This is a genomic window from Streptomyces sp. NPDC055815 (genome assembly GCF_053616475.1).
In genome coordinates this window covers 166,499-184,229 of the sequence record NZ_JBSHDU010000004.1, presented here as the reverse complement: position 1 = coordinate 184,229, position 17,731 = coordinate 166,499, and the positions used below count along the sequence as shown (strand labels likewise).

Annotated in this window: 19 protein-coding genes and 1 tRNA gene; 10 read left to right on the top strand and 10 right to left on the bottom strand. The window is 73.1% G+C overall.

All coding sequences use genetic code 11. From position 1 onward, the window contains the following. Positions 1-99 precede the first annotated feature (99 nt). Positions 100-765: an O-methyltransferase gene (locus ACWGN5_RS05095; protein ID WP_352016704.1), complete on the top strand. Its 666-nt coding sequence runs from the start codon at positions 100-102 to the stop codon at positions 763-765. A 128-nt stretch (positions 766-893) separates the two neighbouring features. Here the strand turns inward: ACWGN5_RS05095 and ACWGN5_RS05090 are convergent, their stop codons facing one another. Further along, positions 894-1,061, bottom strand: coding sequence for a DUF3117 domain-containing protein (locus ACWGN5_RS05090; protein WP_009997451.1), 168 nt, complete (start codon positions 1,059-1,061; stop codon positions 894-896). Between the two features lie 313 nt (positions 1,062-1,374). Between ACWGN5_RS05090 and chcB the strand changes: the two genes are divergently transcribed. The 3 genes from chcB (at position 1,375) to ACWGN5_RS05075 (ending at position 4,748) form a co-directional block, all read left to right on the top strand. Continuing rightward, positions 1,375-2,178, top strand: a complete 804-nt coding sequence (gene chcB, locus ACWGN5_RS05085; protein WP_369146350.1) for a 2-cyclohexenylcarbonyl CoA isomerase — start codon at positions 1,375-1,377, stop codon at positions 2,176-2,178. 84 nt (positions 2,179-2,262) lie between these two features. Next, complete coding sequence (locus ACWGN5_RS05080; RefSeq protein WP_453511385.1) at positions 2,263-3,501, top strand: FG-GAP-like repeat-containing protein; 1,239 nt, start codon at positions 2,263-2,265, stop codon at positions 3,499-3,501. Positions 3,502-3,527: 26 nt separating this feature from the next. Further along, a complete protein-coding gene (locus ACWGN5_RS05075) occupies positions 3,528-4,748 on the top strand; it encodes an FG-GAP-like repeat-containing protein (RefSeq protein WP_453511383.1) in 1,221 nt (406 codons plus the stop codon). 19 nt (positions 4,749-4,767) lie between these two features. Here ACWGN5_RS05075 and ACWGN5_RS05070 read toward each other — a convergent pair whose 3' ends face one another. Both ACWGN5_RS05070 and ACWGN5_RS05065 read right to left on the bottom strand, forming a co-directional pair. After that, positions 4,768-5,349 carry a DNA-3-methyladenine glycosylase I gene (locus ACWGN5_RS05070; RefSeq protein WP_453511381.1) on the bottom strand — a complete coding sequence of 194 codons (582 nt, stop codon included), beginning with the start codon at positions 5,347-5,349 and terminating at the stop codon, positions 4,768-4,770. Continuing rightward, positions 5,346-5,678, bottom strand: coding sequence for a hypothetical protein (locus ACWGN5_RS05065; RefSeq protein ID WP_453511379.1), 333 nt, complete (start codon positions 5,676-5,678; stop codon positions 5,346-5,348). Before ACWGN5_RS05065 ends, ACWGN5_RS05070 begins: the two co-directional genes overlap by 4 nt. Positions 5,679-5,780: 102 nt before the next feature. On the opposite strand from ACWGN5_RS05065, the gene folP reads away from it, so the two are divergent. Next, positions 5,781-6,641, top strand: coding sequence for a dihydropteroate synthase (gene folP / locus ACWGN5_RS05060; RefSeq protein ID WP_453511377.1), 861 nt, complete (start codon positions 5,781-5,783; stop codon positions 6,639-6,641). A 24-nt stretch (positions 6,642-6,665) separates the two neighbouring features. Here folP and ACWGN5_RS05055 read toward each other — a convergent pair whose 3' ends face one another. Beyond that, positions 6,666-7,415 (bottom strand): LOG family protein, encoded by a 750-nt coding sequence (locus ACWGN5_RS05055; RefSeq protein ID WP_453511375.1) that lies wholly within the window; start codon positions 7,413-7,415, stop codon positions 6,666-6,668. A 75-nt stretch (positions 7,416-7,490) separates the two neighbouring features. Continuing rightward, entirely contained in the window at positions 7,491-8,594 is a 1,104-nt protein-coding gene (gene dapE / locus ACWGN5_RS05050; RefSeq protein ID WP_453511374.1) for a succinyl-diaminopimelate desuccinylase, read from the bottom strand. 29 nt (positions 8,595-8,623) lie between these two features. Here dapE and ACWGN5_RS05045 point away from each other — a divergent pair, with 29 nt between their 5' ends. Beyond that, positions 8,624-9,562: a hypothetical protein gene (locus ACWGN5_RS05045; RefSeq protein WP_453511372.1), complete on the top strand. Its 939-nt coding sequence runs from the start codon at positions 8,624-8,626 to the stop codon at positions 9,560-9,562. A gap of 373 nt (positions 9,563-9,935) precedes the next feature. After that, positions 9,936-10,397 carry an ATP-binding protein gene (locus ACWGN5_RS05040; protein WP_453511370.1) on the top strand — a complete coding sequence of 154 codons (462 nt, stop codon included), beginning with the start codon at positions 9,936-9,938 and terminating at the stop codon, positions 10,395-10,397. A 107-nt stretch (positions 10,398-10,504) separates the two neighbouring features. On the opposite strand, the gene dapC is transcribed toward ACWGN5_RS05040, so the two are convergent. Beyond that, the gene (dapC, locus tag ACWGN5_RS05035) at positions 10,505-11,602 is read right to left on the bottom strand and encodes a succinyldiaminopimelate transaminase (protein ID WP_453511368.1); all 1,098 of its coding nucleotides are present in this window, start codon (positions 11,600-11,602) and stop codon (positions 10,505-10,507) included. Between the two features lie 83 nt (positions 11,603-11,685). Then, positions 11,686-12,006 carry a ferredoxin gene (gene fdxA, locus ACWGN5_RS05030; protein WP_015035968.1) on the bottom strand — a complete coding sequence of 107 codons (321 nt, stop codon included), beginning with the start codon at positions 12,004-12,006 and terminating at the stop codon, positions 11,686-11,688. Positions 12,007-12,118: 112 nt separating this feature from the next. Here fdxA and ACWGN5_RS05025 point away from each other — a divergent pair, with 112 nt between their 5' ends. Then, a complete protein-coding gene (locus tag ACWGN5_RS05025; RefSeq protein WP_453511366.1) occupies positions 12,119-13,129 on the top strand; it encodes a GNAT family N-acetyltransferase in 1,011 nt (336 codons plus the stop codon). Continuing rightward, entirely contained in the window at positions 13,114-13,971 is an 858-nt protein-coding gene (locus ACWGN5_RS05020; protein ID WP_453511364.1) for a transglutaminase family protein, read from the top strand. Before ACWGN5_RS05025 ends, ACWGN5_RS05020 begins: the two co-directional genes overlap by 16 nt. Positions 13,972-14,022: 51 nt before the next feature. Here the strand turns inward: ACWGN5_RS05020 and ACWGN5_RS05015 are convergent. Further along, a tRNA-Leu gene (locus ACWGN5_RS05015) sits at positions 14,023-14,097 on the bottom strand. A 28-nt stretch (positions 14,098-14,125) separates the two neighbouring features. Further along, entirely contained in the window at positions 14,126-14,992 is an 867-nt protein-coding gene (locus ACWGN5_RS05010) for a hypothetical protein (protein WP_453511362.1), read from the bottom strand. 96 nt (positions 14,993-15,088) lie between these two features. Between ACWGN5_RS05010 and ACWGN5_RS05005 the strand changes: the two genes are divergently transcribed. Next, positions 15,089-15,451: a DUF1304 domain-containing protein gene (locus tag ACWGN5_RS05005; RefSeq protein WP_453511361.1), complete on the top strand. Its 363-nt coding sequence runs from the start codon at positions 15,089-15,091 to the stop codon at positions 15,449-15,451. Between the two features lie 65 nt (positions 15,452-15,516). Here ACWGN5_RS05005 and ACWGN5_RS05000 read toward each other — a convergent pair whose 3' ends face one another. Beyond that, complete coding sequence (locus tag ACWGN5_RS05000; RefSeq protein ID WP_453511359.1) at positions 15,517-17,700, bottom strand: hypothetical protein; 2,184 nt, start codon at positions 17,698-17,700, stop codon at positions 15,517-15,519. Between the last annotated feature and the right edge of the window lie 31 nt (positions 17,701-17,731).

Below are 17,731 nucleotides of genomic sequence, written 5' to 3'. Positions count from 1 at the left end.
ATTTGGGGCCGGCTCGCCCGGCTGCCTCGGTCGCGTCCTTCCCCTGGTGAACGCCCGGTCCCATCTGCGGGTTCCCACTGACAGCGGATACAGTCACCGTTGCGTCAACTACGGGGACAGGAGAGGGCCATTACCGCCAACCGGCAGACGAGCTGGTCGTTCGCCGACGCCTTCGTCGCCGAGGACGAAGCTCTGCGCTGGGCCCGTGAGCGGGCCCGGGAGGCAGGGCTGCCCTCGGTGTCGCCGGGCACCGGTGGGGCGCTGCGCCTGCTCGCCGCGACGGCGGACGCCAAGGCGGTGGCGGAGATCGGCACCGGCACGGGCGTGTCGGGCATCTATCTGCTGCTCGGGATGCGGCCGGACGGCGTCCTGACGACGGTGGACCTCCAGCCGGAGCGGCAGCAGCTGGCCAAGACGGCGTTCCGGGCGGCGGGCTTCGCGGGCAACCGGGCGCGTTTCATCCCCGGCCGTGCCCTGGACGTGCTGCCCCGGCTCGCGGACGGCGGGTACGACCTCGTGTTCTGCGACGGCGACCGGCTTGAGTACCTGGACTACCTCGCTGAATCGTTGCGCCTGCTGCGACCGGGGGGTCTGGTCTGCTTCGAGGGGGTCTTCGCGGACGGCCGCACGGTCGATTCGGGGGCCCAGCCGGCGGAGGTCCAGCGGATCCGGGAGCTGCTGCGCGCGGTGCGGGAGAGCCAGGAGCTCATCCCCTCGCTGCTGCCGGTGGGCGACGGCCTGCTCTGCGCCGTACGACGGGGCTGACCGCCCGCCCGACCCCGGGGGCACCGGCCCGGAGACACCGCTCGCCGGGATGCGCCGGCCTTGGAGACACCGCTGCCCCGGGACGGCGGACCGTACCGGGGCAGCGGGGGAAAACGTGGAGAAGAGGGTCAGCCGACGACCTTCTTGAGGGCGTCGCCCAGTGCCTCGGCCTCGTCCGGGGTCAGCTCGACGACAAGCCGACCGCCGCCTTCGAGCGGAACGCGCATGACGATGCCCCGCCCCTCCTTGGTCACCTCGAGCGGGCCGTCACCCGTCCGCGGCTTCATGGCCGCCATGCTTGTTCCCCTTCCTGAAACCAGCTCATTGTCAGCCGGGCAGCTCCTTGATGTGGAGCACGCGTCACCGGCTTCGAACACATTGCTTCCAGGTCATTATCCCGCATGGCAGGACCCGATGACCAACATCGATCGGCATCGCTTGCGCAACGCGCTCCCGCAAAACCCCACATTTCGGGGATCGGCCTGCGATACTTCGCCGCTCGACGTCGGACGGACCCCCTCCAAATCTTTGACGCAGCTCACATGGGCGGCACGGGTGATCTCCGCCATGCTGGGCTGGTCAACCACGCAATGAGGCGAAGGGAACCCGATGGCCGACACGGTGCTGTACGAGGTGAGCGACGGGCTCGCCACCATCACGCTCAACCGGCCCGAGGCCATGAACGCGATGAACGTGGCGGCGAAAGTCGCCCTCCGGGACGCCGCGGAGACGGCCGCGGCCGATCCGGCCGTACGGGCGGTGCTGCTCACGGCGGCCGGCGACCGGGCGTTCTGCGTGGGCCAGGACCTGAAGGAGCACGTCGGGCTGCTCATGTCGGACCGGGAGTCCGGCACGAGCGAGACGATGAACACGGTCCGTGACCACTACAACCCGATCGTGCGCGCGCTCACCGGCATGCGCAAGCCGGTCGTCGCGGGCGTGAACGGCGTCGCCGCCGGGGCCGGCTTCGGCTTCGCGCTCGCCGCGGACTACCGGGTGGTCGCGGACACCGCGTCCTTCAACACCTCCTTCGCGGGGGTCGCGCTCACCGCCGACTCGGGCGTGTCTTGGACGCTGCCCCGGCTGATCGGCGCGAGCCGGGCCTCCGACCTGCTGCTCTTCCCGCGCTCGATCGGCGCCCAGGAGGCGTACGAGCTCGGCATCGTGAACCGGCTGGTCCCGGCCGCGGACCTGGCCGCCGAGGCGGAGAAGGTGGCCCGCACCCTCGCGGCGGGCCCGACGGTGGCGTACGCGGCCCTGAAGGAGTCCCTCGCCTACGGCGCCGACCACTCCCTCACCGAGGCACTCGGCAAGGAGGAGGAGCTCCAGACCCTGGCGGGCGCCTCGGAGGACCACACGATCGCGGTCCGCGCGTTCATCGCCAAGGAGAAGCCGGCGTACCTGGGCCGCTGACCTCGGGCGGAACCCGTTCGTACGGGCGGTGGGCGGGTCTATAGGATCCGCTCACCATTCGTACGCACATACCTGGGGGGTTCCGTGCGTCCTTCTCCTTCCGCGCGCCTTCTTCGCGGCGCGCTCACGGCGGGTGTGGCCCTCGGCCTGTCCGCCACCGCCCTGTCCTCGCCGGCGCAGGCCACCGACGGCTGGGCGCGGTGTCCCACCGGCCGGATCTGCGTCTTCAGCCAGCCGCTGTACCAGGGGGACATGCTGGTCCTCGCCGGGCCGATGGCCTCGCTCGGGGCCTGGGACAACCGCATCCGGTCGTTCATCGTGAACACCTCCGCGAGCGACGCGGTCTGCTTCTACCCGAAGCCCGGCCTCGACCCCGAGGGCTCCATGCACTTCTACACCTCGGAGTCCTTCGACGAGAGCGCCTATCCCGGGCTCGACAGGACGGTCAGCTCCATCGACCTCGGTCCCGAGGCGGACGACTTCTGCGGCTCCGAGAGCCGCTACCCGATGCTGTACGACGTGAAGCACCGGCCGGCGACGCTGCCCGCGACCGGGGCCTTCGGCGACATCGACCGGGACGGGTACACCGACGTCCTCGGCCGCAACGTGATCGGCCAGCTGTGGACGGGCCACGGCTTCAGCAGCACCGGCTCGCCGCTGCTCATCGGCAGCGGCTGGGGGGCGATGTCCACGCTGGTCCGGCACGGGGACTACGACGGCGACCTCAACGAGGACGTCTTCACCCGCGACAGGTCCGGAGTCCTCTGGTTCTACCCGGGCAACGGCAAGGGCTGGTTCAAGCCCCGCCTGAAGGTCGGCTCGGGCTGGAACACCATGCGGAACCTGGCGGCCACCGGCGACCTGACCGGCGACGGCAGGGCCGACCTGCTCGCCTCCGACAGCGACGGCGTCCTGTGGACGTACCCCGGCAACGGCCACGGCTGGTTCGGCGCCCGCAAGAAGGCCGGCACTGGCTGGAAGGCCATGAACGAGCTGGTCGGCGCCGGCGACATGAACTCCGACAAGAAGGCCGACCTGGTCGCCCGCGACACGGCGGGCAAGCTCTGGCTCTACCCGGGCAACGGCCGCGGCGGCTTCTCCACCCGCACCCTCATCGGCAGCGGCGGCTGGAACGGCCACAAGGAACTCGCCGGCCTCGGCGACGTCACCGGCGACGGCCGCCCCGACCTGGTCGCGCACGCCCGGGGCACCGAGTCCTGGGAGGGCCACTACCAGCTCCGCGTCTACCCCGGCACCGCCGACGGGCACCTCCAGGCGCCCCGCGAGCTCGGCCGGGTCCGCGGCACGCACTTCGTCTTCTGACCCTCTTCGTGAACGGATTCCGACTCATGATCCGCACCGTCCGGGGCCGCCGCGCCCTGGCCGCCGCCGTGACCACGGCGGCCTCCCTTGCGACGCTGATGACCGCCGCCCCGCCCGCGGCGGCGGGCTCGGAGCGCTGCCCCGCGGGCCGCCTGTGCCTCTTCCAGTACCGCGAGTACCAGGGCGAGATGAAGATCATCACGTCCAGTCAGTCCACCCTGGGGACCTGGAACGACAAGACGTCGTCCATGGTCAACAACTCCAACCTGTACGCCGTCCTCTGGAGCGACCCCGGCTTCACCGGCGCCGACTCGCTGCACTCGGACCCGCACAACGGCGCCATCAGCTTCGACGGCTCCGTCATGGGCCAGCTCGACAACAAGATCAGCTCCATCCGCGTGGCCACCACCAGCTACGAGGCGACCCAGGGCGTTCCGTGGATCTACTGGGCGACGGAGAAGCGTCCGAGCGGCCTGCCGGCCGCCGCGCGCTTCGGCGATCTGAACAACGACTCCCGCCCCGACCTCCTGGAGCGGGCCGACGACGGCCGGCTGTGGTTCCTCAACGGCGTACTGGACGCCAACCTGAACACCAAGGGCCTGCTGGTCGGCAGCGGCTGGAACGGCATGACCACGCTCGTCCGGCACGGTGACTACAACGGCGACAACAACGAGGACGTCTACGCCCGCGACAAGTCCGGTGTGCTCTGGTTCTACCCGGGCAACGGCTACGGCTGGTTCAAGCCGCGCCTGAAGGTCGGCGCCGGCTGGAACACCATGAAGGAGATCGAGGCGGTCGGCGACCTCACCGGCGACGGCCGGCGCGACCTGGTCGCGCGGGACACCGCCGGAGTCCTCTGGACGTACCCGGGCAACGGCCACGGCTGGTTCGGCGCCCGGAAGAAGTCCGGCGCCGGCTGGAACGTGATGAACACGCTCGCCGCCCCCGGCGACATGACGGGAGACGGCAAGTCCGACCTCGTCGCGCGCGACGGCGGGCGCGGGCTCTGGCTCTACCCGGGCAACGGCCGCGGCGCGTTCGGCAGCCGCGTCAAGCTGCCGTACGCCTGGCCGCTGAACGAGCCGGTCATCGCCGTCGGCGACGTGACCGGAGACGGCAAGTCCGATCTCATGCGGACGATCAACTTCTGGGACCTGCACGTCTACCCGGGCAACGGGCGCGGCGGCATCGGCGCCCCGGAGTACGTCACCATGTACGACCCCGCGGACAACGTCCACTCCTTCTGACGGGTGCCGTGGCCCGGGGTCATTCGCCCCGGGCCACGCATCCCGCCAGATGGTCGTCGACCAGGCCGCAGGCCTGCATCAGGGCGTAGGCCGTGGTCGGGCCGATGAAGCGGAGCCCGCGCTTCTTGAGGGCCTTGGAGAGCGCCGTCGACTCGTCGGTGACCGCCGGGACCTCGGCCAGAGTGCGCGGGACCGGGCGGGTCGCCGGGTCCGGGGCGTGGGACCAGATCAGACTGTCGAGCTCGCCCGGGGACCAGTCGGCGAGCAGCTTCGCGTTCGCCAGGGTCGCGTCGACCTTGGCGCGGTTGCGGATGATGCCCTCGTCGGCGAGGAGCCGCTCGCGGTCGGCGTCCGTGAAGCGGGCCACGTCGGCGATCCGGAAGCCGGAGAACGCCTTCCGGAAGCCCTCCCGGCGGCGCAGGATCGTGATCCACGACAGGCCCGACTGGAAGGCCTCCAGGCAGAGCCGCTCGAACAGCGCGTCGTCGCCGTGGACCGGGCGGCCCCACTCCTCGTCGTGGTACGTGACGTAGTCCTCGGTCGACAGGCCCCAGGGGCAGCGCAGCCGCCCGTCGGGCCCCGGGATCGCCTCGCCCGTCACTGCCCGCCGCCCTCCGTGCCCGTGTCACCGGCGCGTCCGGCGCCCGCGAGCGCCGCCTCCAACTCGGCGATCCGCGCGTCGCGCTCGGCGAGCTCGGCGCCCAGGCGGACGAGGACGTCGTCCACGTCGGCCATGCGGTAGCCGCGGGCGGCGACGGGAAGGCGGAGCGCCTCGACGTCGGCGCGGTCCACCGGGCGCGCGGCCGGAAGCGGGTCGACGAGCTGCTCGGGCGCCACTTCGGGCAGCACCTCGCTGTCGCCGCCGCCGACCACGGCGAGGGTCACCGCGGCCACGACCACGACCATCGTGATGAGCAGAAACCAGAACACTGCGCGCCTCTCCCCGGAGTGGAAAACGTCCCGTGCCGATCGTGCCATGCGCCACCGACGGTTAGGGTCGCAGGCGAACGGACGCGAGGGAGGACAAAAGGGATGCTGCGCTTGGGACGGCGTGAATTCGGGCCGCACGAGCCGGTGATCATGGCGATCGTGAACCGGACCCCGGACTCCTTCTACGACCAGGGCGCGACGTTCCGGGACGAGCCCGCGCTCGCCCGGGTCGAGCAGGCCGTGGCGGAGGGGGCGGCGATCATCGACATCGGCGGGGTGAAGGCGGGCCCCGGCGAGGAGGTGACGGCCGAGGAGGAGGCGCGGCGCACGGTCGGATTCGTCGCCGAGGTCCGCAGGCGCCATCCCGACGTGGTGATCAGCGTCGACACCTGGCGGGCGGACGTCGGCGAGGCGGTCTGCGAGGCCGGGGCCGACGTCCTGAACGACGCGTGGGGCGGGGTCGACCCGCGGCTCGCGGAGGTCGCCGCGAAGTACGGCGCGGGGCTGGTCTGCACCCACGCGGGCGGCGCGGAGCCGCGGACGCGGCCGCACCGGGTGGAGTACGAGGACGTGATGGCCGACATCCTGCGGGTCACGGTGGGGCTCGCGGAGCGCGCGGTCGCGCTGGGCGTGCGGCGGGACGGGATCATGATCGATCCCGGTCACGACTTCGGGAAGAACACACGGCACAGCCTGGAGGCGACGCGGCGGCTCGGGGAGATGGCGTCCACGGGCTGGCCGGTGCTCGTGTCCCTGTCCAACAAGGACTTCGTGGGCGAGACGCTCGACCGGCCGGTCAAGGAGCGGGTCCTCGGGACGCTGGCCACGACGGCCGTCTCCGCGTGGCTGGGTGCACAGGTGTACCGGGTGCACGAGGTCGCCGAGACGCGTCAGGTCCTGGACATGGTGGCGTCCATCGCCGGTCACCGGGAGCCGGCGGTGGCCCGGCGCGGGCTGGCGTAGCCGGGCCACCGTGCTGACGCGCGTCTAGCGGCCGACCTCCTTGGTGACGAGCGCGACCGCCTCTTCCACGTCGTCCGTGACGTGGAAGAGGAGCAGGTCGCGTTCGCTCGCCTTGCCGCCCGCGACGACCGAGTCGCGGAGCCAGTCGACCAGGCCCTTCCAGTACTCCGTGCCGAAGAGGACGATCGGGAAGCGGGTGACCTTGCGGGTCTGGACCAGGGTCAGGGCCTCGAAGAGCTCGTCGAGGGTGCCGAGGCCGCCGGGCAGGACGACGAAGCCCTGCGCGTACTTCACGAACATCGTCTTGCGGACGAAGAAGTAGCGGAAGTTCACGCCGATGTCGACGTGCGGGTTGAGCCCCTGCTCGAAGGGGAGCTCGATGCCGAGGCCCACCGAGACGCCCTTGGCCTCCCTGGCCCCCTTGTTGGCCGCCTCCATGGCGCCCGGGCCGCCGCCCGTGATGACCGCGAATCCGGCCTCGACGAGCGCCCGGCCGATCCGTACGCCCGCCTCGTACTCCGGCGAGTCCGGCTTCGTGCGGGCCGAGCCGAAGACGCTGATCGCGCTCGGCAGTTCGGCGAGGGCGCCGAAGCCCTCGACGAACTCGGACTGGATGCGCATGACCCGCCAGGGGTCCGTGTGCACCCACTCCGAGTCGCCCTCGGTGTCGAGCAGCCTCTGGTCCGTGGTGCCCGGCTGGACCTGGTCCCTGCGCCTGAGCACCGGTCCCAGCCGCTGCTCCTCCGGCTTGATCTCCCCTTCGGGGATACCCATGGCCTGCTCCCTCCGTCGAACCGACGATCTTCTGGTGGGGTCAGGGTAGGTCCACAGAGGTGACGAAATCCGAAATTACGGGAGACGGGCGGTCAGCCAGTCGCGGAGCCGCGCCTCGCAGTGGTGGATGCGGTCGACGTGGACGTGCTCGTCACGCTTGTGCGCGTACAGCGGGTCGCCGGGGCCGTAGTTCACCGCGGGCACGCCGAGGGCGCTGAAGCGGGCGACGTCGGTCCAGCCGAACTTGGGCTGGGCGCTGCCGCCGACGGCCTTCATGAAGGCCTCGGCCGCGGGGTGGGAGAGGCCGGGCAGGGCGCCGGGGCTCTCGTCGTCGACGACGAACTCGGCGATGTCGACGCCCTCGAAGAACGCGCGGACGTACGCCAGCGCCTCGGCCGGGGAGCGGTCGGGGGCGTAGCGGTAGTTGACGGTGACGGCGCAGGCGTCGGGGATGACGTTGGTGGCGACGCCGCCCTCGATCTTCACCGCGTTGAGGCCCTCGTGGTACTGGAGTCCGTCGATGACCGGCTTGCGCGGCTCGTAGGCGGCGAGGCGGTCGAGGATCGGGGCGGCGGTGTGGATGGCGTTGGAGCCCATCCACGCGCGCGCGGAGTGGGCGCGCTCGCCGGCGGTGTGCAGGATGACGCGCAGGGTGCCCTGGCAGCCGCCCTCGACCTGGCCGTCGGAGGGCTCCAGGAGGACGGCGAAGTCGCCCGCGAGCCAGTCCGGGTGGGCGTCGGCGATCTTGCCGAGGCCGTTGAGGTGGGCGGCGACCTCCTCGTTGTCGTAGAAGACGAAGGTGAGGTCGCGGTTGGGCTCGGGGACGGTGGCGGCGATCCGCAGCTGGACGGCGACCCCGGACTTCATGTCGGAGGTGCCGCAGCCCCAGAGGATGCCGTCCTCGTCGAGGCGCGAGGGCACGTTGTCGGCGATCGGCACGGTGTCGATGTGGCCGGCGAGGACGACCCGCTCGCCGCGGCCGAGGTTCGTGCGGGCGACGACGTTGTTGCCGAAGCGGTCGACGGTGAGGTGCGGCAGGGCGCGCAGGGCCGCCTCGATCGCGTCGGCGAGCGGCCGCTCGGTCCCGCTGACGGACGGGAAGTCGACGAGGGCGGCGGTGAGCGCGGCCCCGTCGAGGGAGAGGTCGAGGGGGCCGTCGAGCGGGGTGATGTCTGCCATGTGCCGACCCTAACGCGGCCTCCAGTACGGTGGGCCCCGTGTCCGAGCCCACCCGCCCCCGCCGTCGCGGCCGCCGCGCCCGTTCCGCGGCCGCTTTCGCCGTGCTCCTCGGCCTCGCCTCGTACGTGGCCGTCCACCAGCTGACGGGGAGCACGGGTGCGCCCCGGTGCAGTGTGGGCAGTGGGGACAACCGCTACGAGTTCACCCCGGAGCAGGCGTCCAACGCGGCGACGATCTCGGCGGTGGGCACCACGCGGGGGCTGCCGGAGCGGGCGGTGACGATCGCGCTCGCGACCGCGCTGCAGGAGTCGGCGCTGCGGAACATCGAGCACGGCGACCGGGACTCACTGGGCCTCTTCCAGCAGCGGCCCTCGCAGGGCTGGGGGACGGCGGCGCAGATCATGGACCCGGTGTACTCGTCGGGGAAGTTCTACGAGGGTCTGGAGAAGGTCCCGGGGTACTCGCGGCTGCCGCTGACGGTGGCGGCGCAGAAGGTGCAGCGGAGCGGTTTCCCGCAGGCGTACGCGAAGCACGAGCCGGACGCGGCGCTGCTGTCGGCGGCGCTGACGGGCCGGTCGCCGGCGGCGCTGACCTGTACGACGAGCGAGGTGAAGGGCCGGCCGGGCGATCCGGAGCAGGTGCGCCGGGAGCTGGTGCGGGCCTTCGGCGAGAAGGCGGCGCCCGAGGCGGTGACGGGCGGTCCGAGCGCGGGCCGTTCGGCTGCGGAGCCGCCGGTGCTCGTGGTGCCGGTCCGGGCGGCGGCGGGCGCGCCGGGGACCGGTGCGGACGAGCAGCGCGGCTGGGAGCTGGCGCAGTGGTCGGTGGCGCGGGCGGACGAGCTGCGGATCACGGAGGTGTCGTTCGGCGACCGGGTCTGGCGCGCGGGCGAGGCGGGCGGCGGCTGGTCGAAGACCTCGGGCGCGGCGGCGGGCGGCGGCGCGTCGGTCCGGGTACGCCTGGCGCCGTAGTCCGGGGCCACGGAACCGTCCACGGGTGACTCACCCTGCGGCCGGGGCGGCTGAACGCGCGCGTACGGCTCGTCGTGCGGTCGCGCAGGCGTGCGGGGGTTCACTCGGGCGTGGCAAGCAGCGGGCGCGGCGCGGAGGAAATTCGCGCGGTCGTGGCGTCGTCTTTCCCAGGCGTCACCCCTCCCCCTCGCATCCCTTGCGGCACAAGGGAAGTGACGGTTCGGCAGGGCTTCGCGCAATGACACGTTCGTCCGTTTTCCTCCCCACCCGACAATACGACGCATTACCAACTCTTTACCTTCGGCCGCCGCAACCTCCCCCGCCCCAGGGCCGGTTGTCACCGCGTAATCGTCCTCTCCGCCGAAGGAGCACCATGTCCCTCTCCCTGACCCGCCGGATCGCCCGTGCCGCCCTCATCGTCGCGGCCGGAGCAGCCCCCGTGGTCGGTGCGGCCGGCTCCGCGAGCGCCCTGGACCAGGGCATCGCGCCGACCGGGGCCCTCAACGGCGTGACCGCCCTGGACGCCGCCGGCGCGGGCAGCGCCCTCGACAGCGCCTCGCAGACCGCCGGCGGCGTGGTCGGCGAGACCGGCAGCAAGGCCGTCGGCACGGCCGTCCCGGCCGCCGGCAAGACCGTCGGCACCGCCGGCAAGACCGCCGCCCCCGCCGCGCAGGAGGTCGTCGGCAAGACGGCCGGCAGCACGGGCGAGGTCGTCGGCCAGACCGCCGGCGCCGCCGCCGAGAGCGCCGAGGGCCCCACCGGCGGCGCCCTGGGCGGCGGCCTGGGCGGCCTGCCGACCGGCCAGACCCTGGGCGGCCTGCCCCTCGGCGGCTGACCCGCACCGCGACACACGGAGGGCCCGGGGAGCACCTGCTCCCCGGGCCCTCCGGCGTACGCGCGTCAGCCCGGGCACGCGAACGCGGCCCCCGGCCCGCTCGCCCCTCAGCCCAGGCGCTTGACCGCGGCCTCGACCCGCTCGTCCGTCGCCGTGAACGCCACTCGCACGAACCGCTCCCCCGCCTCGCCGTAGAAGTCGCCGGGCGCCACCAGGACGCCCTTCTCCGCCAGGTACGCCACCGTCTCCCAGCACGGCTCGTCCCGGGTCGCCCACAGGTACAGGCTCGCCTCGCTGTGCTCGATCCGGAAGCCGTGCGCCTCCAGGGCCGCCCGCAGCGCCGCCCGGCGGGCCGCGTACCGCTCCCGCTGCTCGGCCACGTGCGCGTCGTCGCCCAGCGCCGCGACCGTCGCCGCCTGCACCGGCGCCGCCGTCATCATGCCGCCGTGCTTGCGGATCTGGAGCAGCTCGCCCAGGACGGCCGCGTCGCCCGCGATGAACGCCGCCCGGTAGCCGGCCAGGTTGGAGCGCTTGGACAGCGAGTGGACCGCGACGATCCCCTCGTACGAACCGCCGCAGACGTCCGGGTGCAGGACCGAGACCGGGTCGGCCTCCCAGCCCAGCTCCAGGTAGCACTCGTCGGAGAAGACGAGGATGCCGTGCTCGCGCGCCCAGGCCACGATCCGGGTCAGCTCGTCCTTCGCGAGGACCTTGCCGGTCGGGTTGGACGGGGAGTTGAGCCACAGCAGCTTGACCGCGGCCGGGTCGAGGTCCGCCACCGGGTCGTCGTAGACGACGGGCGTCGCGCCGCAGAGCCGCGCCCCCACCTCGTACGTCGGGTACGCGAGCCGCGGGTAGGCCACCGCGTCACCGGCGCCGAGCCCCAGCTGCGTGGGCAGCCAGGCCACCAGCTCCTTGGAGCCGACCACCGGCAGCACGTTCTCGTGGGCGAAGTCCACCGCGCCCAGGCGCCGCCCGCACCAGCCGGTGAGCGCGTCCCGCAGCTCCTTCGTCCCCCACACCGTGGGATAGCCCGGCGAGTCCGCGGCCGCGACCAGGGCCTCCTGGATCAGCGCGGGGACCGGGTCCACGGGCGTCCCGACGGACAGGTCCACGATTCCGTCCGGGTGCGCCACGGCCGTCTTCTTGTACGGCTCCAGCTTGTCCCAGGGGAAGACGGGAAGGCGCGAAGAGACTGCGCTCACGGGTTGGCTCACTTCCTCGTGCGTACGGAAAACGCTTCGGCCCCGTACAGCGGCGAGGCCGTACGGGACCGAGGGCGAATGAATCAGCCGTTCTGCGGCGGCAGGGCGGCGATGAAGGGGTGGTCGCGCTCGATCTCGCCGAGCTTGGAGGCACCACCGGGCGAACCGAGCTCGTCGAAGAACTCGACGTTCGCCTTGTAGTAGTCCTTCCACTCCTCCGGGGTGTCGTCCTCGTAGAAGATCGCCTCGACCGGGCAGACCGGCTCACAGGCCCCGCAGTCGACGCATTCGTCCGGGTGGATGTACAAGGACCGCTTGCCCTCGTAGATGCAGTCGACGGGGCACTCCTCGATGCACGCCTTGTCCTTGACGTCGACACAAGGCTGCGCGATGACGTAGGTCACGCTGTCGTTCCTCCTCGATAGGGCTGGTCTGCGCGGGAGCGCGGCGTCGTCGATGCCCGCACCTAGTATCTCCGTTCTTGAGGGCGATCCGAACAGGAGGGGCGGAGAAGCTGTGGAAATCACCGGCGGAGGGCGCCTTGAAGTGCGAATTACCAGCGCTGACGTGGGAAAACGTGTCTCCGTTCGGTACGTGACGGACTCGGCGGAACCGGGTGAGAAGTTCACCGACGCGGTCGGGGTTCTCACATCATGGGACACCGGTGTGCTGCTGATCACACGAAAGAGCGGCGAGAGCGTCCGGATCGCGGAATCCGCGCTGGTCGCGGGCAAGGTCGTGCCGGCCGCCCCGGCCCGTCGGCGGGGCCCCTCGGCCACCTTCCCGGAGCTCGCCCGGGCCACCGCGCGCGCGTGGCAGCCGCTCGAGAGCGAGGCCCTCGGCGAGTGGACGCTACGGGCGGCCGACGGATTCACCCGGCGCGCCAACTCCGTCCTGCCGCTCGGCGATCCCGGGATGCCCGTCGCCGAGGCCCTGACGCACGTACGCGCGTGGTACGCGGCCCGGAAGCTTCCCCCGTACATCCAGACCGCCACCGGCGCCGAGGGCACCCAGGAGCTGCTGTGCGCCGCCCTCGACCGGCACGGCTGGCGGCGCGAGGTCTCCGCCGAGGTGCGGATCGGGGCACTCGCCCCGATCGGCGACCTGGACGCCGACGTCTCCGCCGTACGCCTCTCCCGGACGGTCGACGCACCGTGGCTGCGCCGCTACCAGCGCTTCTCCGGCGACGAGGAGGCGGGCCCGGCCGTGCGGTCCGTCCTCGCCTCCGGTCCGAGTGTGTGGTTCGCGTCCGTCGCGGGCACGGGTGAGGTGCCGACGGCGATCGGACGCTGTGTGGTCGACGGCCGCTGGGCCGGCTTCATGGCGGTCGAGGTCGACCCCGGACAGCGGCGCCGGGGCCTGGCGACGTCCGTCATGACGGCGCTCGCCCGGCAGGCGCTCGACGAGGGCGCGTCGGCGGCCTGGCTCCAGGTGGAGTCGGACAACGACGGCGCGCGGGCGCTGTACGACGGCATGGGCTTCGCGCCCCACCACCACTACCACCACTACCGATGGGCGGAGGCGTGAGCGAGGACGAACCACCGGTAGAGGCGTCCGACTGGCGGCGGGAGTTCGCCGAGGAGGCCAGGGCCGAGCGGCCCGACCTGGCCCGGCTCTGCCTGCTCATCGGGGCCGTCGCCGACCCCACCGTCACCCGGCGCGAGATCGACGAGGCCGAGATCGAGCTCGACCGGCTCGCCGGGCTCGTCCCGTACGCGACCCGGATCACCGGCGACTGGGCGGTGGAGCTCGCCGCGCTCCTCGGCCGCCACGAGGGCTTCGAGGGCGTACCCGCCGACTACCAGCGCCTGGAGTCCTCGCTCCTGCACGAAGTGCTGCGGCGCCGCCGTGGCCTGCCCATCCTGCTCTCCGTGGTCTGGATGGAGGTCGCGCGCCGGGCCGGCGCGCCGGTGTACGGGCTCGGGCTGCCCGGCCACTTCGTCGTCGGCTTCGGCGATCCCGCCGACCTGAACCTCGCCGACCCGTTCGCGGGCGGCCGGGCCATGACGGGCACGGACGCCGAGCTCCTGGTGGCGAGCGCGACGGGCGAGGCGCTCGACCGCTCGATGCTCCGGCCGGCCGAGCCGGGCGCGATCGTCCTGCGGATCCTGAACAACATCCGCGCCTGGGCGGCCCCCCGCCCCGAACGCTCCGACGTGGCCCTGTGTGCCGTGGAGCTGGCCCTGCTGCTCCCCTCGCACCCGGCGAGACTCCGCTACGAGCGCGCCGAGCTGCTGGTCCAGCGCGGGGAGTTCCTCACGGGCGCGCTGGAGATGGAGGCGTACGCCCAGGTCATGGACGCGGTGGATCCGGAGTCGGCGACGACGATCCGCCGCCGCGCCCAGGCGGCCCGGGCGCTGCTCAACTAGGGCGGTGGCCGCGCGGGCCGGAGGGCGTGCGGGCCGGAAGGGGAGAAAGGGGGCGGGGCGGCCGGATTCGAACCGGCGTCCTCCGAGATGCTGTCGCGGCGCACTACCTCTGTGCTACGGCCCCGCCCTTGCGCGGGACACTACGCGAGCCGGCTCAGCACGACGACTCCTTTTCCGCCGTGTGCGGCGGGATGGTCCAGCGCAGGACCGTGCTGCCCTGGTGGGGTGCGAGGGTGGCCGGGTAGACCTTGTTCCAGGAGCGTTCGCCGTTGTGGCGGACGGAGTGGTCGCCCGGGTCCCAGTCGAGGCCGAGGACCCGGCAGCCGGCGATGTCGAGGACCCCGGCGAGGAGGGGGCGGTCCTGGGCCGCGCGCTGGAGCAGGTGGTGGTGGGAGTGCTCCTCGACGGCGACCATGAGCCCCTTGCCGGGTCCTTGTTCCACCCAGGCGGTGATCCGCTCGCCGAGCTCCTCGGCGTCGGCGACGGGGAGGTCGAGATGCGCGTACGGGCCTCCGTACGGGGCGGGCTCGCCGCCGAACTCGGCGTGGGCCTCGTCCTGATGGCGCCCCCAGTACGTGACGTCCGCGAGCCCGTCCACGGAGTCCCCCTCCAGGCCGACGAACCCGTCCAGGGCCCGCGCGTCACCGAGGACCGTCCCGCACCGGTCCACGGGCAGGTCGCCGAGGTGTACGGGGCCGGTGCCGTACTCCACGGGCCACGGGAGCCCCAGGTCGACCTCCAGGGCGGAGACCGTCGGCTCGCCGTCGAACGGAGAGGGTGCCGCCTCGGCGCGTACGGGAAGGGGCCGGTCGCTCGCGGCGGGAACGGCGACCGCCTCGCAGAACCAGTCCTCGGGCTCCCCGTCCTCGGGAAGGTGCCGGTGCCCGCCGCCGGCCCGGGCGGCGGCGAGGCCCCGCTCGGAGAGCGGACGGTCGGTGCCGGCCCAGGAGTCGACGGCCCCGGCCGTCGCGAGGACCAGCACGCCGGAGGGCGCGGTGACGTGACCGAGCGCGTGAGTCATGGGCCCGATTGAAGCGGAACGCCCGGTGAACGTGCCGGGCGGGTCCGCGTGGAGCCCGGTGCGCTCGGCGGCGCGCACGGAGGCAGAATGCTCCCCATGCCGCTCACCGCCGACATCCTCGTCGCCCTCATCGCCCTCCTGCACGCCTACATCCTGGTGATGGAGATGTTCCTGTGGGAGAAGGCGACCGGCCGGCGCTTCTCCGGCTTCGATGCCGAGATGGCCCGTGCCACCGCCCCCATGGCCGCCAACCAGGGGCTCTACAACGGATTCATCGCCGCCGGTCTCGTCTGGGGTCTCATCGCCGACGACCCCACCGGCTTCGGCGCCAAGGTCTTCTTCCTGTCCTGTGTCGTCATCGCCGGGATCTACGGCGCCGCCACCGCCAACCGCCGCATCCTCTTCGCCCAGGCCCTGCCCGGCGCGCTCGCCCTCTCCGCCGTTCTCGTGGCCCACTGACCCGCAAGCGCGTGAGCCCCCGTCCCGGGGTGGGACGGGGGCTCACGCGTGCGGGGCGGGGGTGCTCAGCCCTGGCCGCTCAGGTCGATCGTCTTCGTGCGTTCCGCGGGGGTCTTGCCCCTCAGGGCGTCGCGCATCACGTAGGCCACGTCGTCGGCCGAGACCTGGTGCTTGGCGCCGTCGCCCTTGGTGATCATGACGCCGTCGAAGACGCCGTCGAGGAGCCGCTCGATCGCCTTCTTGTCGTAGACCTCGATCAGCCGGCCGTCGACCGCCTTCATCGAGAGGATCTGCGGCAGCGACCGCGCCGGGCCGAATTCGATCTGCTTGCCGCCCGCCAGGATCTTGATCCGGCCGGACATCGCGGGCGTCGCGAACTCCTTCATCGCCCGGTCCAGCTCGGCCTTCGTGATCGTCGGCCTGCGAGTGGTGACCGGCAGCTCGACCAGCTTGTTCTGGCCCGTCTCGACCTGGGCCCGGAAGGCGTCCCGTACCGAGATCATCGAGCGCTGGACGTCCAGGCCCTGACCGGGCTTGCCCTCGACCGGGGTCACCTTGTTCGGGGCGAAGAGGATCGTGCCCTCCGTCGCCGACGCGGACGTGCCCGCCAGGTCGGTCAGCGCGACCGCGAGCTTCTCCTCGTCGACCGGGAAGACCGGCTTGGCGACCCGCTCGCCGCCGAAGAGGGAGCCGATCACCGAGACCGGGTTGTAGTCGCTGCCGGCCGCCGCGCGGACGGTCTCCTGGCTGTCGAGCGCCAGGCCCGCCTTGTCCGGGGCCAGCTGGACCTTCTTGCCGCCGACGCTGAGCTGGAGCGGGGCGGTGGCCCGCTTGCCGAGCGCCGCGTCCAGCTTGTTGACGGCCTCCTCCTTCGTGCCGCCGCCGATGTCCACGCCCAGCACCGTGGTGCCCTTCGGGACGTCGGAGTGGTTGAGGAGCAGTCCGGCGCCGTACGCGACGCCCGCGAGGCCGATGACTCCGGCCGCGACCAGGACCAGCTTGGAGCGGCCCTTCTTCGCCGGGGCCCGGTTCGCCGCCGGTGCCTGGCGCGGCGCCGGCGCGGGCGCGGGCGCCGGGGTCGCGTGGTCCTCGATCCGCGGGGTCAGGTCAGGGCGGGCCGCCGCCGGCGGGACCACGGGGATGCCGCTGGTCAGCGTGTCCCCGGAGATGTGCGCGCCGTGGTCGGCCGCCGCCGCGCCCGGGCCGGACGCCGGCGCCGGGGCCGGCTGCTGGGGCGTCAGGACCGCCGTGTCGTCGGACATGCGGGGCGCGCCGCCGGCGGCTGCGAACGGGGAGCCCGCCGCGCCCGGGCCGCCGCCGAAGGGCGGCCGGGGGGCGGTCTTGGCGCCGCCGAAGGTGGCCGTGCCGGTGACCGGGCCCGTGGTGGGGCCGGTGGGGGCCGCCGGGCGGCCGCCCTGGCCGCCCTGGGCACCCGGGCCGCCCGGACCGCGGTACGCGGGCGTACCGGCCGCCGGGGTGCCGTCGTAGAGGGGGGTGCCGGCGGCGGGCGTCCCGTCGTACAGGGGCGTGCCGCCCGCCGGGGTGCCGTCGTACCTCGGCGTGCCGCCGGCCGGCGTCCCGTCGTACATCGGCGTGCCGCCGGCCGGCGTCCCGCTCTCGTACAGCGGGTTGCCCGGCGGGGTCTGCGCGGTCGCGGTGACCGGGCGGCTCGACGGGGTGGTGCCGACCGTCGGGACGCCCGAGGTCGCCGAGCCCGCGAAGCCCGTGCCCTGCGCGTCCGGTCCGGTGGGCGCCGGGGCCGGCTTGGCGGCGGGTGCGGGGGCGGGCGCCGGAGCGGGGGCGGGCGCCGGGGCCGCCGCCTTGCGCGGGGCGAACCAGTCGCTCGTCTCCTTCGCCTTCGGAGCCTGAGGCGCCTGCGGGGCCTCCTCGGCCGCCCGCGGCGGCTCCGGCGCGGCCACGGGCTCGGGCTCCGGCTCCACGGCGGGAGCGGGCTCCGGCTCGGGGGCCGGGGCGGACGTCTCGTTGACCGTCTTGCGGACCACGACCGGCGGAATCGGACGCGAACCCGGGATGTTGATCCGGATCCGGGTCGTCAGCGTCGTCTCGGTCTTGGGCTCCTCCGGCGGCGCGGACGCGGCGGGGCTGTCCTCCGGCGCGTCCTGCGTGGGGTGGAGCGACGGATACTGGCGGGATCCGTACGGCGGGGTACCCGAGGGGTAGGCGGCTCCACCGCGCCCCTGGGCGCCGGAGGACGAACTGTCAGTCTCTCGACCAGTTTCACGACTCAAAGCAGGATCTCCCGGTTGGCTCCACCGCCCG